The following is a 20,472-nucleotide window of genomic DNA, read 5'->3' on the forward strand; positions in this document are numbered from 1 at the left end:
AACGGCCGCGGCATGGTGCGCGGTTGCATCAAGAGCCCTGCTCGCCCTTGCTTTCCGCGGGCGGATGATGAACCCTTGTCGAAAAGACAAGAACATCCCGCGGGAGGGGAGGCATGAGCAGGGCGCTTGCCGTCTTCCACGGCCGGTTCGGTCGCGCGACGGTCTATCAGTTGAACCGTCCCTTCAACGTGCATGCGCACCGCGAGGGGCATCTGATCTTTCATGTCGGCGGAACGCCGGCGCAGATCGACGTCTCGGAGCAGCGGCTGCTGCTCAAGGACGACACCGTCGTCGCGGTCAACCCGTGGGAACCGCACAACTTTCTGCCGACCGACATGGACCACGGCGCGATCTTCTTCGTGCTTTATGTCAACGCCGAATGGTTCGCGCCACAGCCCGCGACGGCACAGGGCCTGCGGTTCGGCCGCACCTTCTTTCCGCGCACCGAAGCGCTCGACCGGCTGATCCGCCGCACCGCAGCACTAGTGTGCGGCGCGCCGTCGCTGCGCAGCCTCGATTGCGAACTCCGGCAGCTGATCGACTCCTGCTACGAGGAGAGCTGGCAGGCCGCGCAGGATGCGCGCGCGGCGGCCGCGGTGACCGATTTCAGGGTGCGCAAATCGATCAAGCTGATGTCGGAAAGCCCCGGCGCCGAGATCGAGCTCGATGCGATCGCGCGCGAGGCCGGGCTGTCGCGGCCGCATTTCTACCGGCTGTTCCGCACCCAGACCGGCGTCACCCCTCACCTCTACATGAACACGCTGATCATGGAGCAGGCGCTCGATGCGCTGGTGGCGACCGAGACGCCGATCGCCGATATCGGCTTCGACCTCGGCTTCTCCTCGCAGAGCGGCTTCACCCGCTTCTTCGCCGCCAATGTCGGCATGGCCCCGACCGACTATCGCCGCGCCGCCAAGGTGTTGCGGCCGTGAAGGAGTTCCGGAGCGCACGATAAAAGATACTGTCGATCAAATCCTGAGCTTACGCCCTCGGTAGGATACTGGACACGCGGCCCGGCAGACGGTCGCGACCAGTGAGGGAACGCGACGGAGATGGCCAGGTTCATCGAACGCCATCCGGCCTGGGCACTGATCGTGATCATCGCGGTCGCGGTGCTCGCGTGGCTGGTGTTCGCGATCTGGCCGCCGGGGCTGGAGGCCGCGATCGGCCGCAAGCGCGTGTTCCTGAACGCGGTGCTGAACGGCATCACGCTCGGCGGGCTCTACTTCCTGGTGGCTAGCGGCTTCACGCTGATCTTCGGCCTGATGCGCAATGTCAACCTCGCGCACGGCTCGCTCTATCTGTTCGGCGGCTATGTCGGCTACGCGATCAGCAGCTGGACCGGGTCGTGGCTCCTCAGCTTCATCATCGCCTTCATCGCGGTGGCGCTGGTCGGCGTGATCCTGCAGCTCGTCGTGTTCCGACGCATGGAGGGTCAGGACCTCAGGCAGACCATGGTGACGATCGGGCTGTCGATCGTGTTCGCCGATCTGATGCTCTGGGTGTTCGGCGGCGACTTCTACCAGATCCAGACCCCGAGCTGGCTGATCGGCCCGATCCAGCTGCCGCTGCTGACCGCGATCAAATCAACGGGCGAAGCGGTCTATCTGCAATACCCGCTGGTGCGGCTGGTGATCTTCGCTGCGTCCGTCGTGATCGGAATCGCGATGTGGCTGGCGCTCAACCGTACGCGGATCGGCATGATCGTGCGCGCCGGCGTCGACGACCGCGACATCCTGGCCGCCACCGGCGTGCGGATCCAGCTGGTGTTCGTGCTGGTGTTCGCGCTCGGCGCGGGCCTTGCCGGCATCGCCGGCGTGGTCGGCGGCACCTTCCAGTCGCTGTCGCCGGGCGAGGATACGCGGTTCCTGCTCGCCTCGCTCGTCGTCGTGATCGTCGGCGGCATGGGCTCGATCCCGGGAGCGGCGCTCGGCGCCGTCATCATCGGCCTCGCCGAGCAACTCGGCTCGGTCTACATCCCGACCTACGCCATCGTCGTCACCTTCCTGATCATGGTGCTGGTGCTGGCGCTGCGGCCGCAGGGCCTGCTCGCGAGGCGATGACAGATGTCGCTGCTGCAGAGCACCCAGTTCCGCCCCGACCCGTCCGCCAACGCGACCCGCCGCGCCTTCATCCGTGCCTGGCCGGAATTCCAGAACCCGGCGGCCTGGCTGGTCGCGCTGATCCTCGTGATCATGCCGCTGATCGCCAACGGCTTCTTTCTGATCGAGATCTTCGCCACCACGCTGATCCTCGGCATCATCGCGCTCAGCCTGATGTTCCTCGCCGGCTATGGCGGCATGGTCAGCCTGATGCAGCTCACCATCGCGGGCTTCGCCGGCTACATGGTCGCGGTGTTCGGCATCAGCGGCAACGCCAATATCAGCCTCGGCTGGCCGTGGTGGCTGGCAACCCCGATGGCGCTGGCGCTCGCGACGCTGTTCGGCACGCTCGGCGGCGCGCTCGCGGTGCGCACCGAGGGCATCTACACCATCATGATTACGCTCGCGATCGGCGCCGCGTTCTACTACTTTACCAACCAGAATTGGGCGATCTTCAACGGCCACACCGGCATCAACACCGTCGCGACGCCGCAGTTCTGGGGCGTCGACTGGCGCGCCGATATCGCCTTCTATTATGTCACGCTCGGCGTCGCCGCGATCTGCTACTTCGCCGTCCAGTATGTCTCGCGGGCGCCGTTCGGCCTCGCGCTGCAGGGTGTCCGCGACAATTCCCGCCGCATGGCGGCGCTCGGCTTCAACCCCAATGCGCACCGCATCGCGGCCTACGCCTTCGCCGCCTTCATCGCCGCGCTCGGCGGCGTGCTGCAGGTCTGGAACTACCGGCAGATCTCGCCCGGCTCGGTCAGCGTCGGAGCCTGCATCGACGTCCTGATCATCGCCGTGGTCGGCGGCATCACGCGGCCGATCGGACCCTTCATCGGCGCGCTGATCTTCGTGCTGCTGCGGACCTTCGCGCTCGACGTGCTGATCAAGTTCGGGCTCGACGGCAACCGCTTCCGGCTGCTGATCGGGCTCGGCTTCCTCGCCATCGTGTTCTGGTCGTCGGATGGCGTGATCGGCCTGTGGGAACGCTGGCGGCAGCGCAATGCATCCTCGACGCAACGTTCAGGCGGAGGCCGCCATGGATAGCGTCGCGCAGCGGCTGTCCGTGGTCGGCGCCGGCGCGGCGCTGGAACTGCGCGGCGTGACAAGGCTGTTCGGCGCGCTGGCGGCGCTGACCGACGTCACCATCACTGTGCGGCCGGGCGAAAGGCGCGCGGTGCTCGGCTCGAACGGCGCCGGCAAGACCACGCTGTTCAACTGCATCACCGGTGACTTCCCGCCCTCCTCCGGCACGATCCGCTTCTTCGGCGAGGACATCACCCAGTTCCCGCCCTATGAGCGGATCCGCCGGGGCTTACGCCGTACCTACCAGATCTCGGCGCTGTTCCCCGGCCTCACGGTGCAGGACAACGTCTACCTCGCCTGCCGTGGCGTCTCGCGTGGCCGGTTCTCGTTCCTGCGCCCGGGGCAGAACGATGCGCTGATGCACGCGACCGAAACGCTGGTCCAGGCGGTTCACCTCAGCGGCGTGAAGGACCAGCGCGTCGCCGAGCTCGCACATGGCCAGCAGCGGCAGCTCGAGATCGCGCTGGCGCTGGCCGGCGCGCCGCGCTTCATCCTGTTCGACGAGCCGGCGGCGGGGCTGTCGCCGACCGAGCGGCGCGAGCTGATCGAGATCCTGACTTCGTTGCCGGCGCATATCGGCTACATCATCATCGAGCACGACATGGACGTCGCACTGCGCGTCGTCGAGAGCGTGACGATGATGCACAACGGCCGCATCTTCAAGGAAGGCCTGCCGCGCGAGATCGAATCCGATCCCGAGGTGCAGGAGCTTTATCTCGGAGGCGGCCATGAATGACCGCCGCGCAATGCCCGCGCTCGAGGTGAAGGGCCTCGACGTCTATTACGGCCATTCGCATGCGCTGCAGGGCGTCGATCTCACGCTCGAGTCCGGCGTGTTCTCGGTAGTCGGCCGCAACGGCATGGGCAAGACCACGCTGTGCAAGGCGATCATGGGCCTCGTGCGTGCCAGCGGCGGTTCGATCCGGATTCGCGGCGAAGAGGTCACGCGGCTCAATCCGGCACGGATCGCCCGGCTCGGCGTCGGTTATGTGCCGCAGGGCCGCCGCCTGTGGCGGTCGCTGACCGTCGACGAGCACCTTGCGCTTGCCGGCGGCCTGCGGCGCGGCGCCTGGACCATCGAGCGAATCTACGACACCTTCCCGCGCCTCGCCGAGCGCAAGACCAACGGCGGCAACCAGCTGTCCGGCGGCGAGCAGCAGATGCTCGCGATCGCGCGTGCGCTGCTGACCAATCCGCATCTCTTGATCATGGACGAGCCGACCGAAGGCCTTGCGCCCGTGATCGTCGCCCAGGTCGAGGATATGCTGCTGCGGCTCGGCGATGAGGGCGACATCTCCGTGCTGGTCATCGAGCAGAACATCGGTGTGGCGACGGCGGTGTCGCGCAACGTCGCCATCATGGTCAATGGCCGGATCAACCGGATCATCGATTCCGCCCGCCTTGCAACCGACCGCGAGCTGCAGCAGCGGTTGCTCGGCGTCGGCACCCATGGCGCCGACGAGACCGACGCCGAGCCAGCACCGGCGAAGGCCGAAGCGGCCGGTGCCCCGCAGCCGGAACGCAAGGGGCCGACCCGCATCTACGTCTCCAATCCCGTGCTGCCGACCCGCTGGTCGCAGCCGGTGCCGATCGCCCGCATCGAGGCCGCCGCACGGACGCAGTCCACCGGGGTCACTCGGCTCGAGGAGGCAACCCGGCAGCGACGCGAACCGACGACCTCCCGAACGTCCGGGCCACCGGTCGTCCTCATCGTCGGCACGCTCGACACCAAGGGTGCCGAGCTGCGCTTCATCCGCGATATCATCGCCGGCAGCGGCCTGCGCACGCGACTGGTCGACGTCTCGACCAGCGGCAAAGCGGCGAGCTGCGATGTCACCGCGCAGGAGATCGCACTGAACCACGGCCGCGGCGGCTCCGGCGTGTTCGGCGCCGATCGCGGCGCCTCGGTGACGGCGATGGCGGAGGCGTTCGAGCGATGGCTGCGTCGCCAGGGCAATATCGCCGGGATCATCTCCGCCGGCGGCTCCGGCGGCGCGTCGCTGGTCGCGCCCGGCATGCGCGCGCTGCCGGTCGGCGTGCCGAAGCTGATCATCTCCTCGGTCGCGTCCGGCGACGTCGGTCCCTATGTCGGTCCCGCCGACATCACCATGATGTATTCGGTGACCGACGTGCAGGGTCTCAACTCGATTTCGCGCACGGTGCTCGGCAACGGCGCTCATGCGCTGGTCGGCATGGTTAAGGCGCAGCTCGATGAGCAGGCCGGCAAGCAGCGCAGCGCAGGCGCGAACCTTCCGGCGATCGGCATCACCATGTTCGGCGTCACCACCCCGGCCGTGCAGAAGATCGCGGCGGACCTGCGCGAGGATTTCGAGTGCCTCGTCTTCCACGCCACCGGCGTCGGCGGCCGCTCGATGGAGAAGCTGGTCGAGTCCGGCCAACTCGCCGGCGTGATCGACCTCACCACGACCGAGGTCTGCGACCTCCTGATGGGCGGCGTGTTCCCGGCGACCGAGGATCGCTTCGGCGCCATCGTCCGCAGCCGCGTGCCCTATGTCGGCTCGGTCGGCGCGCTGGACATGGTGAACTTCGGCGCACCCGACACGATCCCGGAGCGCTATCGGCAGCGCAAATTCCACATCCACAATCCGCAGGTCACCTTGATGCGGACCACGCCGGAAGAGAACGAGCGCATGGGCCGCTGGATCGGCGAACGGCTCAACCAGATGGACGGGCCGGTGCGCTTCTTCCTGGCCGAGGGCGGCGTCTCCGCGCTCGATGCACCCGGCCAGCCGTTCTGGGACCCGGAGGCCGATGCAGCGTTGTTCCGCGCGCTGGAGCGCACCGTGCGCCAGACCGGCAACCGGCAGATCATCCACATCAAGCGCAATATCAACGATCCCGAGTTCAGCGCCGCCATCGTCAGCGCGTTCCGCCCCTTGCTCGGACGCGCCGGTGGTCGGCGGAGAGTGGCGAGGTGACCCATGGCCAGGTTTGAACGCGCAGCGCTGTTGAAGAAGTTTCACGCCATGATCGCACGCGGCGAGCCGATCGTCGGCGGCGGCGCCGGCACCGGACTGTCGGCGAAATGCGAGGAGGCCGGCGGCGTCGACCTGATCGTGATCTACAATTCCGGCCGCTACCGCATGGCCGGCCGCGGCTCGCTCGCCGGCCTGATGCCCTATGGCGATGCCAACGCCATCGTCGTCGAGATGGCCGGCGAGGTGCTGCCGGTCGTGACCAGGACGCCGGTGCTCGCCGGCGTCAACGGCACCGATCCGTTCCGCGACATGGATGTGTTCCTCGACCAGCTCAAGGCGATCGGCTTTGCCGGCGTGCAGAACTTCCCGACCGTCGGCCTGATCGACGGCACCTTCCGCGCCAATCTCGAAGAGACCGGAATGTCCTATGCGCTCGAGATCGACATGATCGCGAAGGCGCATGAGAAGAACATGCTGACCACGCCCTATGTGTTCAGCGAGCAGGAGGCTGCCGCGATGGCGATCGCCGGCGCCGACATCATCGTCTGCCATATGGGCCTCACCACCGGCGGCACAATCGGCGCGCAGACCGCGCCAAAGCTCGCCGACTGCCCTGCCCGCATCGAGGCCTGGGCCGAGGCCGCGCTCAGCGTCAATTCGAACATCATCGTGCTCGCGCATGGCGGTCCGATCGCGGACCCCGCCGATGCCGATTTCATCATGAAGCAGACCCGCAACTGCCACGGCTTCTACGGCGCCTCCTCGATGGAACGCCTGCCGGTCGAGCGGGCGCTCACGGATCAGGTTCGCAAATTCAAGGCGATCGGCGCGCGCTAGCCGCCGTGACCAAGGGAGGAAGAGATGTCGGGGATGCTGGTCGGTGAATTGATCCTCTGGCTCATCGTCGCAATCGTCGCGATCGTCATCATCGTCTATGTCGTGAACTGGCTGTATCACCGCTCGTCGAAGGAGGTCTCCTTCGTCCGCACCGGTTTCCTCGGCGAGCGCGTGGTGATCAATGGCGGCGCCTTCGTGCTGCCCTTCATCCACGACTACACGCCGGTCAACATGAACGTGCTGCCGATGGGGATCGTGCGCTCCAGGCAGGACGCGGTGATCACCCGCGACCGCATGCGCGTCGACATCGAGGCCGATTTCTACGTCCGGGTTCAGCCGACCCGCGAAGCGGTCTCGATCGCTGCCGCCACGCTCGGCCGCCGCACCATGGAGCCCGAGCAGCTCCACACCCTGCTCTCCGGCAAATTCATCTCCGCGATCCGCTCAGTCGCCTCCGAGATGACGATGGAGCAGATGCACGAGCAGCGCGGCGACTATGTGGCGCGCGTCAAGGCCAATGCCGCCGAAGCACTGGCGCAGAATGGCCTCGAACTGGAGTCGGTCGCGATCACCGATCTCGATCAGACCGACCTCGAATATTTCAATCCCTCGAACCGCTTCGACGCCGAAGGCTTGACCCGCCTGATGGAGGACATCGAGGCCAAGCGCAAGCTGCGCAACGACATCGAGCAGGACTCGATGATCAAGATCCGCTCCCGCAATCTCGAGGCCGAGCGGCAGGCGCTGGAGATCGAGCGCGAAAGCGAGACCGCCCGTCTCGAGCAGGAACGCGACATCGAGATGCGCCGTGCCCTGCAGCGCACTGAGGTCGCCCGCGAGCGCGCGCTGCGCGAGACAGAGTCGGAGCAGGCCCAGATTGCGGCGCGCGAAGCCATCGAGAAAGCGCGCATCGCCAACGAGCAGGCGATCACCGAAGCACGCATCGCCTCGGAGCGCGAGACCCGGCACAAGGAGATCGAGCGGACGCGGGCGGTCGAAGAGAAGGAGCTGCTGGCGCGCGAGGAGATCGAGAAGGTCCGGATCGCCAACCAGCGCTCGGTCGACACCACCCGCATCGCCTCCGAGCGCGAGGTGCGCCAGCGCGAGATCGAGCGGATGCGCACGGTCGAGGAAGCCGAGATCGCCGCTCGCGAGGCGATCGAGAAGGCCCGGATCCAGCAGGACCGCGTCGTCACCGATGCCCGCATCGCCAATGAGGAGGAGACCCGGCGCCGCGAGATCGAGCGCACCCGCGCGGTCGACGAGGCCGAGATCGCCGCGCGCGAGGCCACCGAGAAGGCGCGCATCGCCCAGACCATGACGGTCAATGTCGAGCGCATCTCCTCGGACGAGCGCACCCGCGCGCTGGAAATCCAGCAGGTTCGCACCATCCAGGAAGCCGAGATCGAGGCGCAGAAGGCGGTCGAGGCCGCCCGCATCGCGCGCGAGAAGATGCTGGCCGCCGAGCGCATCGCCGCCGACCACACCACACGCAAGCTCGAGATCGAGCGCAACCAGGCGGTCGAGATCGCCGGGATCAGTGCCCGCGAAGCCACCGAAGCGTCGCGGATCGCCCAGGAAGAGCACGTCCGGGCGCTCGAGATCGCCCGCACCCGCGCGATCGAGGAAGCCGATATCGCCTCCCGCGAGGCGATCGAGGCGGCGCGGATCTCGCAGGAGAAGTCGGTCGCCGCGCAGCGCATCCGCGCCGAGCGCGAAACCCGCGGGCTCGAGATCGCGCGCACCGAGGCGATCGAGGCCGCCGAGCTGAAGCGCCGCGACGCCATCGAGCGGCAGCGCATCGATGTCGAGCTGACGTTGGAGAGTGAGCGGATCGCCTCCTCCAGGACCCGCGAAGTGCTCAACATCGACCAGAAGAAGGCGATCGAGCTCGCCGACGAGGAGCGCGTGATCGCGCTCGCCGCCAAGCGCTCCGAGCGGATCGATGCCGACCGGCAGGTCCGGCAGGCCGAAATTGTGGCGCGCAAGGACATCGACACCACCGACGTCTCCCGCGAGCAGGCGCTGGAGGCGGCCCGGATCGAGCGGCGCCGTGCGATCGAACAGCTCGAGGTCGCTCGCAACCAGTCGCTGCAGGAGGCCGAGATCGTCGCCCGCGAGGAGGTCGAACGCGCCCGCATCGCCTCCGACCGTGGCCTCGACGAGGCCCGCATCGGCCGCGAGCGCGAGCTACGCAAGCTCGAGGTCAACCGCGAGAAGGATGTCGAGACCGCGCTGATGGAAAAGGCCATCGCGCTGCATCAGAAATCACTGGAAGAATCCGCGGCACGAGCCGCGGCCGAGGACGCCCGGATCCACGCCACCGAAGCGGCCGAACGCGTCGTCACCGCGCGCGAAAGCGAGATCGCAAAGCGGCGCAAGACCGTCGAGGTGCTGCTCGCCGAAAAGCAGGCCGAGGAAACCAGGATCGCAGCCGGGGCCGAACGGGTCCGTGCCACGGTCGAGGCCGAGGCGCAGCGTCTGCTTAACGAGGCCGAGAACGTGCTGACCGATCAGGCGCGCTACTCGCTGTTCCGCCGCAAGCTGCTCGACCGGATCGAGGGCATCGTGCGCGAGAGCGTCAAGCCGATGGAGAAGATCGAGGGCATCCGCATCCTCCAGGTCGACGGCCTCAACGGCAACGGGCATGGCAACGGCACCGGACGCAGCGCCACTGACGAAGTGATCGACTCGGCGCTGCGCTACCGCGTGCAGGCGCCGCTGATCGACTCGATCCTCTCGGATATCGGCGTCGAGGGCGGCAGCCTCGCCAAGATGCCCGGCCTGATCCGCGAAGCCCGAGACATGCAAGGCATCAAGGACTCCGCGCGCAAGAGCGGCGCCGAGGAAAAGCCGCCGGCGCCCGAGGGCGGCGGCGAGCCGGCGCGACCTGAGCGCACGCCGCGCAAGAAGGACTGAGCTCACGCCATGGCACGGGTTTACGTTTCCACCGTCGTCAACGCCCGCAACGACCGGGTCTGGGCCCGCGTCCGCGATTTCAACGGGCTGCCGAACTGGCATCCCGCGATCGCCGAAAGCCGGATCGAGGGCGGCGAGCCCTCCGACAAGATCGGCTGCGTCAGGGATTTCCGGCTGCGCAACGGCGATCGCATCCGCGAGAAGCTGCTCGGGCTGTCCGACTACGACATGTTCTGCACCTATTCGATCCTGGAATCGCCGATGGGCGTCGAGAACTACGTCGCGACGCTGCGGCTCACGCCAGTCACCGACGGCGACCAGACCTTCCTGGAATGGACCGCCGAATTCGACTGCGCGCCGGAGCGCGAGACGGAGCTCGTCAACAATATCGGCGGCGGCGTGTTCCAGGGCGGCTTCGACGCGTTGAAGCGGGCGTTCGGAGGATAGACCGTGCCGCATATCGTCAAAAGCACGATCCTGGATGCGCCGACCGATGCGGTGTGGGCCGTGCTGCGCGATTTCAACGGTCATGACCGCTGGCATCCGGCGGTCGCGAGCAGCGGCATCGAGCGCGCCCAGCCGTCCGACAAGATCGGCTGCGTCAGGCGCTTCAAGCTGAAGGACGGCGCCGAGCTGCGCGAGCAACTGCTGGCGCTGTCCGATCTTGAGCAATCGTTCAGCTACTGCCTGCTCGATACGCCGATCCCGATGTTCAACTACGTGGCGCATGTCCGTCTGCTGCCGGTCACCGATGGTGACCGCACCTTCTGGCACTGGGAGTCGCGCTTCACGACGCGAACCGAGGACAGCGAGCGCATCACGCGGATGGTTTCGGAAGACATCTACCAGGCCGGCTTCAACGCCATCCGCCGGCATCTGAAGGAGGCCGCGTAAGCGGAGAGCACCATCATGCCAGTCACGGTGAAGACCTTCACCAGCACCCATGACGCCGCGGCGGCGCTGTCCTCGGATCGCAGCGCCCGCTATCTCGGCGGCGGCACGCTGGTGATGCGGGCGCTGAACGAGGGCGACATCTCGATCTCGACCATCGTGCGCGCCAGCGACCAAGCGATGACACGGATCGATGCCACCGGCTCGCGCATCACGCTCGGCGCCGGCGTCACCTTCGCCCGCGTCCTGGCCGAACGCGACCTCGCCTTCCTGCACGCCCCGGCGCGCTCGATCGGCGGGCCGGCGGTGCGCAACATGGGCACCGTCGGGGGCAATCTGTTCGCGCCGGTGCCGTATGGCGACTTCACGGTCGCGATGCTCGCGCTTGATGCCACGGTGTCCGTCCAGGGCGGCCTCGGCGGGCGCGAGATTCCGATCGAGGAGTTCCTGCAATCGCGCGACCGGCAGGCCGGATCGCTGGTGCTGGCGATCTCCTTTGCCAGGCCCGGCAGCATTGAGGCCTTCCGCTACCGCAAGATCGCGCGCATCAAGCCCAACGGCGGCGCGGTGATCACGCTCGCGGCGCACCTGCCCGTTAACGGCAGCCGCATCGTCGGCGCCCGCGTCGCGCTTGGCTCGATGGCGCCGACGCCGATCCGCGCCCGTGCCGTCGAGCGCGCGCTCGAAGGCCGCGCGCTCGACGCCTCCACCATCAGCGCAGCTGCTGCGGCAGCCGTTGAGGGAACGTCACCCGGCGACAATGCGCTCGCCAGCGCCTGGTATCGCCGCGAGATCGTCGGCGTGCATCTCCGCCGTCTGTTGTCCGGTCAGGAATAATTCGTGATGGCCAAGACTGCCCTTCAATTCCAGCATAACGGCCGTGACGTCGCGATCTTCGTCGACGGCGGCACCAACCTTCTGGTCGCGCTCCGCGAACTGATCGGCGACATGACGCCGAAGTTCGGCTGCGGCCAGGGCGGCTGCGGCACCTGCAGCGTGCTGATCGACGGCGAGCTGCATCTCTCCTGCCTGACGCTCGCCGAAACGGTCGCCGGCCGCTCGGTCGAGACGCTCGACGGCGTCAAGGACGGCCCCAATCTGCACCCGCTGCAGCGCGCCTTCGCCGACAATTTCGCCGCGCAGTGCGGCTACTGCACGCCCGGCATGCTGATGGCCGCGAAGGCGCTGCTCGACCGCAATCCGCAGCCGAGCCGCGCCGAAGTGGTCGAGGCGATCTCCGGCAACATCTGCCGCTGCACCGGCTACGAGCCGATCATCAACGCCGTGCTATCAGCCGCTTCCGGCGGCCGGGCGCGTGCGTAAGGGAATAGTGCCATGCTGGAATTGCGCAAGGACATCTTCGCCGACGAGCGCGACGACGATCTGAAGGAGATCGGCAAAGGCACGCAGCGCCAGGATATGCTCGGCCATGTCACCGGCACCTCGCCCTATTTCGATGACCACAAGCTGCAGGGCATGCTGCATCTGAAGGTGGTGCGCAGCGCGCATCCCCATGCAAGACTCCGCCGCATCGACACCTCGGAGGCCGAGCGGTCGCAGGGGGTCCGGCGTGCGATCCGCGCCTCCGACGTGCCGCGCAACCTGAACACGCTGCTCAGCCTGATCAATTTCGGCAAGGACGACGAGCCCTCGCTCGCGGTCGACAAGGTGCGCTACAAGGGCGAACCCATCGTCGCGATCGTCGCCGACAGCCCGCGCGAGGCCTATGAGGCCATCGCAAAGGTCAAGATCGACTATGAGCCGCTGCCGGCGGTGTTCGACGTCGAGGAGGCGCTGAAGGCGGGCGCGCCCGTGGTCAACGAGGTCTATCCCAAGAACACCTTCACCTATCACGAGACCTATGATCACCAGCAGCTGCGCTTCGGCGATGCCGACCGCGCACTCGCGACGGCCGACCATGTGCTGGAACAGCGCTACCAGATGTCGCCGATCGAGCACGCGCCGACCGAAACCAACGGCTCGATCGCAGCTCCCGACACCAACGGCCGCTACATCGTCTACACCTCGACGCAGGCGCTGTTCTTCTCGGTGGACACCTGCGCGAAGATCCTCGACGTGCCTTCCAACACCTTCCACTTCATCGGCGGCACCGTGGGCGGCGGGTTCGGCGGCAAGGTCGATACGCTGACCGAGCCGCTCTGCATCCTCGGCGCGATGCTGACCGGTCGCCCGGTGCGCTATGTGTTCGGGCGCGAGGAGGAGATGCAGTACGGGCCGCCGCGCGGCGCCGAGCGCATCTACATCAAGGACGGCGTGATGCGCGACGGCCGCATCGTCGCCCGCAAGGTGCGCGCCTACTTCGACAGCGGCGCCTATACGCGGCTGTCGAGCTATGCAGCGGTGAAATGCGCCGCCCATCTGCCCGGCACCGGGTCACCGGAGGCGGTCGCCCGCCCCCGGTTCCCACAGAACGTGGCGTGCGGATTTCCCGCACCGACGCTCTTCGACAGTTGGTTCACAGCACTGCAAGCGCTTGCAGCTCCCGATAAGGGAGGCGCAGCTTAGGCTTCAGCAACGGTGTCCGTTCTTTGATTTGGTTGAAGGCGTCCCAAGTGAGGCGTCGGCCTGCCCAGCTGCGGCTGCGCAGCATTCCGCGCCAGTAACGCTCCACGGCCCGATAGACTTTTACGAGGCTCCGGAGATTTCCGGCGACGCCGTAATAGCCATAGTGGCCGCGCAGGACGAGGTTGATTTCATCGGCCTGGTCACTGATCTTGTAATGCCGTATTTGCCGCATCAGCTCCTGCAGAGACATAAGGCTGCGCTTTAGCCGAGATTTCTCGGTGCGCATCCCAACCTTGAAGTTGCCTTTTTGGTTTCGCGTGCAATAGAGCGTCAGCCCCAGAAAGTAGATTGTTTCCGGGCGGTTTCTGCCGCGTTTGCCCGCATGTCTTTGCGCGAACCGACCAAACTCGACCAACTTGGTCTTGGTCGGCTCTAGAGTGAGGCCGAACTTCCCCAACCGAAGACGCAAGGCCTCCTGTACGCGGGTGGCGTCCGATCGATATTGGAAGCAGATCACAAAGTCGTCGATATAGCGCACCAGTCGGGCTTCGCCCCGCAACCGACCCTTCACCACGCGTTCGAACCAGAGGTCGAGAACGTAATGAAGGTAGAGGTTGCTCAAAAGCACACTGATCGATCCGCCTTGTGGCGTTCCTTGTTCGCTCGGGTGCACCGCTCCGTCTTCCAGGATGCCCGCTTTCAACCAGCGCCGGATCAAGCTGATCAGGCGCGGATCACCGACTCGATGTTCGACAAACCGGAGGACCCGATCATGATCGAGACTCCCGAAGAAGTTCTTCAAATCCGCCTCCAACACCCAGCTGATCATGCCGCCGGCGATCACCTCATTGAGGGTCGCCAAGGCATGATGGGCGCTGAGCTTCGGCCTGCCGCCGAACGAGCAGGGTAAGAAGTCCTGCTCGTAAATAGCGGCCAGCACCTCAGCCGTGCTGCGCTGGAGCGCCCGGTCGGCGACAGTTGGAACCCCGAGGGGGCGCTTCTCCGTCTTACCGGGCTTGGGGATATAGACCCGCCGAATGTTCGGCGCCCGATATCCCTGGCGATGGATGGATTGGAGCATTGGCCCTATCCAGTCCTCGAAGCTCTCCTTCGCCGCCTCCACCGTCTGTCCGTCCACCCCGGCGGCGGAGCGCTTCGGAATCTGTAATAGATTCTTTTGCACTCGGTCGCGCGTGATGTGATGGGCCAACGAGGTGAAGCGAAGATTTGTCTCGCGCCGAGCTTTCACTGCTATTTGTTCAAGTTTCGTTTCCATGGTCAGCTGATCTTCTCTTTGCATAGAAGGCCGTAACTCCCGTTGAATGGAGCCCATGTCGCCCAAGAACAATTCAACTACCGCTGACCGCTTCCCCATGTGGCCGGCTCTCCCGTCCTCGGAGTACTATCGGTCAGTCTGACTTCCACCCGGTCGTCAGACCCTTCTCACCTCAGCGGCTTGGCAGGTCTTACAAGCTTGCGCTTGAACCGGATGGATCTCCCTTGTTCACGCTGCTTCCTTTGATTGCATGCTGGCGGTACGAACCCCGGGAGCACCTCTGACCGCTCGCGTTGTCGCGGCCTGCGGTTCCGCCTTCCCCTTTGAGAGACAGGGTCGGCTACTCCGATCACGTTCGATTTCGGGGCTATTTTCCCGTTCACTTCATTCCGGCCTACAACCTCCCTGTCTACGCTTCGCAACGGCCGTTACCGGACGCCACGCAAGACTCGGTTCGCGGCTGCTCGCTAGGCTTTGCCGCGGCCGTCATCTCAGACGGCAGACTTCAACGCGCTTGCAAGGCGCAACCCTACACGATCCCGAACGTTCATGGCGACGTCTACTGCGTCTTCACCAATCGCACGCCGGCGACCGCGATGCGCGGCTTCGGCGTCACCGCGATGGATTTCGCCATCGAATGCCAGATGGACAAGCTCGCCCATCTCGTCGGCATGGACCCGATGGAGTTCCGGATCCTCAATGCGTATCGCGACGGCGACATGAAGGCGCACCGCCGCGAGGCCAAGAACACCGCGCTGATCGAATGCGTGCAGGTCGCAGCGGAGAAGGCCAAGTGGCCGCTCCGCGAAGACTTCAAGCGGATGTCGTCGCGCAAGGATGGTGGCGGCGCGCGAGCCGCCGTGACGCCGACCCCGCGCGAGCCGCATGCACCGCCGGCCTCACCATCCCAGCAGCGCACGACGTATGACCGCGCGCCGGCCGCGACCCGCGAGCCGCCGCCACCGCCGCCCTCTTCGCCGCCACCGTCGTCTCCGCCGCCGCGGCCGGGCGCGCCGTCGCACGGCGCCACCCGCTTCTCTTCCGTCTTCGGCACCAGGAGGCGCTGACCATGACCCGGCATCGCGGACGCGGCATCGCGTCGGTCAACTATCCCATCGGCATGAACCTCGGCGGCGATCCCAGCCAGGCGCTGGTGCATTCCAACCCGAGCGGCAAGTTCACCGTGGCGCTGTCCTCGATCGACCTCGGCCAGGGCATGAAGTCGGTGACGCGGCAGATCTGCGCCGAGACGCTCGGCGTGCCGGTCGAGGACGTCTATGTCGACACCGCGGATTCCGACACCGGCCCGCACTGCATGGGCTCGTTCGCCTCGCGCGGCACGCATCGCGTCGGCAACGCCGTAATGGCGGCTGCGCGCGAGGCACGCGGTGTGATGATGGAGGCCGCCGCCGAGGAACTGGAGGTGAATGCCGCCGACCTCGAGACCGACGGCCGCGGCAATATCCACGTCAAGGGCGCGCCGCATCGCTCGATCTCCACCAAGGACGTCGCCATCGCCGCGCAGTTCAAGCAGGGCAAGACGATCTCCGGCCGCGGTATCTTCCTGGTGCCGCTGTCCGACGTCGACCCCGAGACCGGCGAGATGTCGCCGGCGACATGCTACGCGCATGCCTGCCTGGTCGCCGAGGTCGAGGTCGACGACGAGACCGGCGAGGTCGACATGGTCCGGATGGACTCCGCCTATGAACTCGGCCGCGCGCTCAATCCACGGCTGGTCGAGCAGCAGCTGGTTGGCGGCGCCTGGATGGGCGTCAGCCACGCGCTCTACGAGACGCCGGAGCCTTATTATCCGGAGCCGGTGCACGGTCCGCGCGACTTCGTCGAATATCTGATGCCGGGTCCGGGCGACATCTGCCCGCACGACATCGCGGTGCTGGAACGCCCGGCGCCCGACGGTCCGTTCGGCGCCAAGGGACCGGGCGAGATGTGCGCCAATCCCGTGCTGCCTGCGGTCGCCAACGCAATCTTCAACGCGGTCGGGGTGCGGATCGACGATCTCCCGATCACGCCGGAAAAGGTGTTGCGCGCCATCAGGGCGCAAGGCGGCGCGCGTCCGCAGCCACGGCGCTGAGGTTTCTCCATGCCGGTCCGCAGCAACATCGTCGGCATCGACAGCCCAGAGGCGCTGGAGAAGGCGCTGCGCGCGGCCTATTATCTCGCCGACGACGGCATCGCGACCGCCTCCTATCTCTCGCTTGCGCTGGGCAAGCCGCTGTTACTCGAGGGCGCGCCGGGTGTCGGCAAGACCGAAGCTGCAAAAGCGATCGCCGCCGTGCTCGGCCGCAGGCTGATCCGCCTGCAATGCTACGAAGGCATCGACGCCGCCGCTGCCCTCTACGAGTGGAACTATCCGCGCCAGATGCTGGCGATCCGGCAGGCCGGCGAGGAGAGCATCGATATCTATGGCGACGCCTTCCTGATCGAGCGCCCGATGCTGGCCGCGCTGCGCGCGCCCGACGCGACGGTGCTTCTGATCGACGAAATCGACCGCGCCGATCAGGAGTTCGAGGCCTTCCTGCTCGAATTCCTCTCCGACTTCCAGATCTCGATCCCCGAGCGCGGCACGGTGCGCGCTGCAGAGCATCCGGTCGTGGTGCTGACGTCGAACCGGACGCGCGATCTGCACGAGGCGCTGCGGCGGCGCTGCGTCTATCACTGGATCGATTATCCGAATGCCGAGCGCGAGGCGCGCATCGTGATGATGCGGGCGTCCAGCGTCGCCGAGGCCACCGCCCGCGCGGTGGTCGCCGCCGTCGGCCGGCTGCGCCGCGAGCCGCTGAGCAAGGCGCCCGGGATCGCCGAGGCGGTCGACTGGGCCGAGGCCGCGACCCTGCTCAACAAGGGCGGCGCGCGCTGGCCGGACGCGTTCAAACGCTCGATCGGCGTCGCGCTGAAGGACGAGGAGGATCTGCATTTCATTTCGCCCCGGCTCGATGCGATCATCGCGGAGGCGGCCGCGTGAACGACGACCTGCAGCTGCCGCGCGCCGCGCGGATATTTGTTTCGTTCGTCGCGCTGCTGCGCGCCAACGGCTTTTCGGTTGCGCCGGAGCAGACGACGAGCTTCCTCGCGGCAATCGAGCTGCTCGGTCCGCGCAGCCTGGAGCACATCCGCCTGGCCGGGCTCGCGACATTGGCGCCGCCGCCCCAGCGCCGGGCGACGTATGACCGGCTGTTCGACATCCACTTCCGCGGCGCCGAGGCGATCGAGCAGGCCGAGGGTGAGGATGAGGAGACCGTTCGCCTGCAGGAGGAAGGCCGCGGCGAGGACGAGCCGCCGCTTGCCGACGAGGCCAATGAGTCCGGCCTCGCCGCGGCGCGCGCCGAGGCATTGGTCGAGCGCCGCTTTGCCCAGACCGCGACCAGCGATCCGCTGCGAAAGCTGTCGCGCGAGGCGGCAAGGCGCCTGCCGCGACGGCGCGGCCACCGGCGCCGCCGTGCACGCAGTGGTCCGTTCGCCGATCTGCGCCGCACGCTGCGCGACAGCGTCCGCAATGACGGCGAGGTGCTGCGGCTCGGGCGGATGCGACGCCGCCAGCGCCCGCGCAAGATCCTGTTCCTGATCGACGTCTCCGGCTCGATGAAGGCACGCACCGAGGAGAACATGAAGCTCGCGCATGTGCTGGTGCAGGCGGCCGGCAATGTCGAGGTCTTCACCTTCGGCACAAGACTGACCCGAGTCACGCCGGCGCTGCGGCTGAAGCGGCGCGAGCAGGCGCTGAACGCGGCCTCCTTCCTGGTCAGCGACTGGGACGGCGGCACAAGGATCGGCGATGCGCTGCAGGCGTTCCTCGCCGTGCCGCGGTTCGGCGGATATGCCCGCGGCGCCGCGGTCGTGATCGTCTCCGACGGCCTGGAACGCGGCGATCCGGCTGCGCTGCGCGATGCCGTGGCAAAACTGTCGCGGCGGGCCTGGCGCGTCAGCTGGCTGACGCCGCTCGCAACCTCGCCCGGCTTCACGCCGCAAACCGAGGCGCTGATCGCGATCCAGCGCTTTGTCGACGATCTCGTGGACGGCGGATCCAGCGCGGCTGTTGTCGCGCATCTGCTGTCGCTTGGAACAAGGAGAGCCGCGTGACTGGCATTGTCGACGGACATCATCACATCTGGCGGCAGGCCGATCTCGCCTGGCTGTCCGGCCCGATGCAGCCGCGCATCTTCGGCCCCTATGAGCCGATCCGCCGCGACTATCCGATCGAGGAGTATCTCGGCGACCTCAAGGGCACCGGCGTCAACCGCTCGGTCTATGTCCAGACCAACTGGCCGAACGGCCAATTCGAGGACGAAGCCGCCTGGGTGCAGCAGACCGCGGACCAGCACGGCTGGCCGCACGCCCTCGTCGCCTATGCCGATTTCTCCGTCGCCGACGTCCGCCCGCAACTCGATCGATTGAAGCGCTATCCGCTGGTGCACGGCGTGCGCATGCAGCTGCACTGGCACGAGAACCCGCTGTACCGCTTCGCCGCGCGTGCCGATCTCTGCAATGATCCCGTGATCCGGCGCAATGTCGGCCACCTCGCCGACTACGGCTGGAGTTTTGACCTGCAGGTATTCGCGCCGCAGATGGCCGATGCGGCCGGCCTCGCGGAGGCTTGCCCTGACGTGACCTTCATCCTGCAGCATGCCGGCATGCTGGAGGACCTGTCGCCGCAGGGCCGCGCCGCCTGGCGCAGCGGGATGACGCGGCTCGCGCGATGTCCGAATGTGGTGTCGAAGCTGTCCGGGCTCGGCACCTTCATCCATCGCAACGATGCCGCGCATATCGCCGGCGTGGTGACCGATACCGTCGCGATCTTCGGCGCCGACCGCTGCCTGTTCGGCTCGAACTTTCCGATCGAGAAGCTGTGGACCAGCTATCGCGAACTCGTCGCCGCTTTCAAGGCGGCAGCCGAACGGCTGAGCCCCGAACAGCGCGATGCGATCTTCAGCACGACGGCGGCGCGGGTCTATCGGCTACAGCCATAGCCGCACCGCGGGGTCGAACATAACAACGAACACGAATTGGGAGGGAGACAGATGCCGCTAGAGATCAAGATTCTGGACTATGGCGATATCGAGCTGGAATCGAGCTTCCTCGTGCTCGGGCACAATTGCGGTCGCACCCGCCGCGTGCTGACGCTCGGCTTCCTGATCCTCGGCGGCCCCTATCCCGTGCTGGTCGACACCGGCTATCGCTCCAACCAGATCATGGAGACGCTCGGCATGCGCGGGCTCCAGTTTCACGAGAACATGATCGAGAACCAGCTCGCCCGCCACGGCGTGCGGATGGGCGACGTCCGCTTCGTCTGTCACACCCACCTGCACATCGACCATGCCGGCAAGGACGACCTGTTCCCGATGAACACGACCGTCGTGCTGAACCGCAAGGAGCTGGAATACTCCGTCTCGGGCCTGATGCACCCGCAGTATCCGGCGCCGGACATCAAGCACCTGATCGACCGCCTGCACACCAAGAGCGCGCTGCGCTTTCTCGACCTCGAAATCACCGGCCCGGTCGAGCTGATGCCGGGCGTCTATTGCGACGCTGCCAACGCCCATACCGAAGGCTCGATGAACATCCATGTCCACACCGCCGACGGGATTGCGACGATCTGCGGCGACGTGATCTATGATTTCAACGACCAGATCGTGAATCCCTTTAACGAGATCCACGACGCCGAGCCGCGCACCACGGGCAACCACGGCACCAGCAAGCGCGCCGAGAAGGCAGCGATCAAGAAGCTGCTCTCGAGCTCCCGCTATCTGCTTCCTGTGCACGATCGCCCGGCCAAGATCGAGGGCGGCATGGTGGTCGGCCGCCTGCATGACCAGGTACCCGGGCCTGTCGTGCAGAGCCTGCCGCAGCGCAACTGGTTCCCGGCGTAGAGGATCGA

18 protein-coding genes and 1 pseudogene are annotated in these 20,472 nt (G+C 66.7%); 18 read left to right on the forward strand and 1 reads right to left on the reverse strand.

Annotated elements, in window-relative coordinates; all coding sequences use genetic code 11:
- Positions 1–113: 113 nt before the first annotated feature.
- The 12 genes and pseudogenes from ACVMDN_RS29550 to ACVMDN_RS29605 all read left to right on the forward strand — a co-directional run.
- A complete protein-coding gene (locus tag ACVMDN_RS29550; RefSeq protein ID WP_016847806.1) occupies positions 114–932 on the forward strand; it encodes a helix-turn-helix transcriptional regulator in 819 nt (272 codons plus the stop codon).
- A 120-nt stretch (positions 933–1,052) separates the two neighbouring features.
- Positions 1,053–2,063, forward strand: a complete 1,011-nt coding sequence (locus tag ACVMDN_RS29555) for a branched-chain amino acid ABC transporter permease (RefSeq protein WP_141343035.1) — start codon at positions 1,053–1,055, stop codon at positions 2,061–2,063.
- Between the two features lie 3 nt (positions 2,064–2,066).
- Positions 2,067–3,152 (forward strand): branched-chain amino acid ABC transporter permease, encoded by a 1,086-nt coding sequence (locus ACVMDN_RS29560; protein ID WP_253638794.1) that lies wholly within the window; start codon positions 2,067–2,069, stop codon positions 3,150–3,152.
- On the forward strand, positions 3,145–3,927 hold the full coding sequence (locus ACVMDN_RS29565) for an ABC transporter ATP-binding protein (protein WP_016847809.1): 783 nt from the start codon (positions 3,145–3,147) through the stop codon (positions 3,925–3,927). The genes ACVMDN_RS29560 and ACVMDN_RS29565 overlap by 8 nt, the downstream gene beginning before the upstream one ends.
- Positions 3,920–6,130, forward strand: coding sequence for an ABC transporter permease (locus ACVMDN_RS29570; RefSeq protein ID WP_141343037.1), 2,211 nt, complete (start codon positions 3,920–3,922; stop codon positions 6,128–6,130). Before ACVMDN_RS29565 ends, ACVMDN_RS29570 begins: the two co-directional genes overlap by 8 nt.
- A 3-nt stretch (positions 6,131–6,133) precedes the next feature.
- The gene (locus ACVMDN_RS29575; protein WP_141343038.1) at positions 6,134–6,967 is read left to right on the forward strand and encodes a phosphoenolpyruvate hydrolase family protein; all 834 of its coding nucleotides are present in this window, start codon (positions 6,134–6,136) and stop codon (positions 6,965–6,967) included.
- 24 nt (positions 6,968–6,991) lie between these two features.
- Positions 6,992–9,886 carry a flotillin family protein gene (locus tag ACVMDN_RS29580; RefSeq protein ID WP_141343039.1) on the forward strand — a complete coding sequence of 965 codons (2,895 nt, stop codon included), beginning with the start codon at positions 6,992–6,994 and terminating at the stop codon, positions 9,884–9,886.
- 9 nt (positions 9,887–9,895) lie between these two features.
- Complete coding sequence (locus tag ACVMDN_RS29585) at positions 9,896–10,333, forward strand: SRPBCC family protein (RefSeq protein WP_028338488.1); 438 nt, start codon at positions 9,896–9,898, stop codon at positions 10,331–10,333.
- A gap of 3 nt (positions 10,334–10,336) precedes the next feature.
- Positions 10,337–10,780 (forward strand): SRPBCC family protein, encoded by a 444-nt coding sequence (locus ACVMDN_RS29590; protein ID WP_141343040.1) that lies wholly within the window; start codon positions 10,337–10,339, stop codon positions 10,778–10,780.
- A gap of 15 nt (positions 10,781–10,795) precedes the next feature.
- Positions 10,796–11,614, forward strand: coding sequence for an FAD binding domain-containing protein (locus ACVMDN_RS29595; RefSeq protein ID WP_141343041.1), 819 nt, complete (start codon positions 10,796–10,798; stop codon positions 11,612–11,614).
- A gap of 6 nt (positions 11,615–11,620) precedes the next feature.
- The gene (locus ACVMDN_RS29600; protein WP_141343042.1) at positions 11,621–12,100 is read left to right on the forward strand and encodes a (2Fe-2S)-binding protein; all 480 of its coding nucleotides are present in this window, start codon (positions 11,621–11,623) and stop codon (positions 12,098–12,100) included.
- 12 nt (positions 12,101–12,112) lie between these two features.
- Positions 12,113–13,165: pseudogene (locus ACVMDN_RS29605) on the forward strand (xanthine dehydrogenase family protein molybdopterin-binding subunit); the annotation flags it as partial.
- Between the two features lie 88 nt (positions 13,166–13,253).
- Here the strand turns inward: ACVMDN_RS29605 and ltrA are convergent.
- Positions 13,254–14,636: a group II intron reverse transcriptase/maturase gene (gene ltrA / locus ACVMDN_RS29610; RefSeq protein ID WP_456835857.1), complete on the reverse strand. Its 1,383-nt coding sequence runs from the start codon at positions 14,634–14,636 to the stop codon at positions 13,254–13,256.
- Positions 14,637–14,902: 266 nt separating this feature from the next.
- Between ltrA and ACVMDN_RS29615 the strand changes: the two genes are divergently transcribed.
- Genes ACVMDN_RS29615 through ACVMDN_RS29640 form a run of 6 tightly spaced genes read left to right on the forward strand, consistent with a single transcriptional unit; the run spans position 14,903 to position 20,464 of the window.
- Positions 14,903–15,646 (forward strand): molybdopterin cofactor-binding domain-containing protein, encoded by a 744-nt coding sequence (locus ACVMDN_RS29615; RefSeq protein WP_456816766.1) that lies wholly within the window; start codon positions 14,903–14,905, stop codon positions 15,644–15,646.
- 2 nt (positions 15,647–15,648) lie between these two features.
- Positions 15,649–16,671: a xanthine dehydrogenase family protein molybdopterin-binding subunit gene (locus ACVMDN_RS29620; RefSeq protein WP_021075858.1), complete on the forward strand. Its 1,023-nt coding sequence runs from the start codon at positions 15,649–15,651 to the stop codon at positions 16,669–16,671.
- A 9-nt stretch (positions 16,672–16,680) separates the two neighbouring features.
- Positions 16,681–17,562, forward strand: coding sequence for an AAA family ATPase (locus ACVMDN_RS29625; RefSeq protein WP_028338483.1), 882 nt, complete (start codon positions 16,681–16,683; stop codon positions 17,560–17,562).
- Positions 17,559–18,677, forward strand: coding sequence for a vWA domain-containing protein (locus ACVMDN_RS29630; protein WP_141343217.1), 1,119 nt, complete (start codon positions 17,559–17,561; stop codon positions 18,675–18,677). Before ACVMDN_RS29625 ends, ACVMDN_RS29630 begins: the two co-directional genes overlap by 4 nt.
- The gene (locus tag ACVMDN_RS29635; protein WP_141343218.1) at positions 18,674–19,564 is read left to right on the forward strand and encodes an amidohydrolase family protein; all 891 of its coding nucleotides are present in this window, start codon (positions 18,674–18,676) and stop codon (positions 19,562–19,564) included. Before ACVMDN_RS29630 ends, ACVMDN_RS29635 begins: the two co-directional genes overlap by 4 nt.
- 51 nt (positions 19,565–19,615) lie before the next feature.
- The gene (locus ACVMDN_RS29640) at positions 19,616–20,464 is read left to right on the forward strand and encodes an MBL fold metallo-hydrolase (RefSeq protein ID WP_026193286.1); all 849 of its coding nucleotides are present in this window, start codon (positions 19,616–19,618) and stop codon (positions 20,462–20,464) included.
- The last annotated feature ends 8 nt before the right edge of the window (positions 20,465–20,472 follow it).

This window comes from Bradyrhizobium sp. USDA 4510 (genome assembly GCF_054059095.1).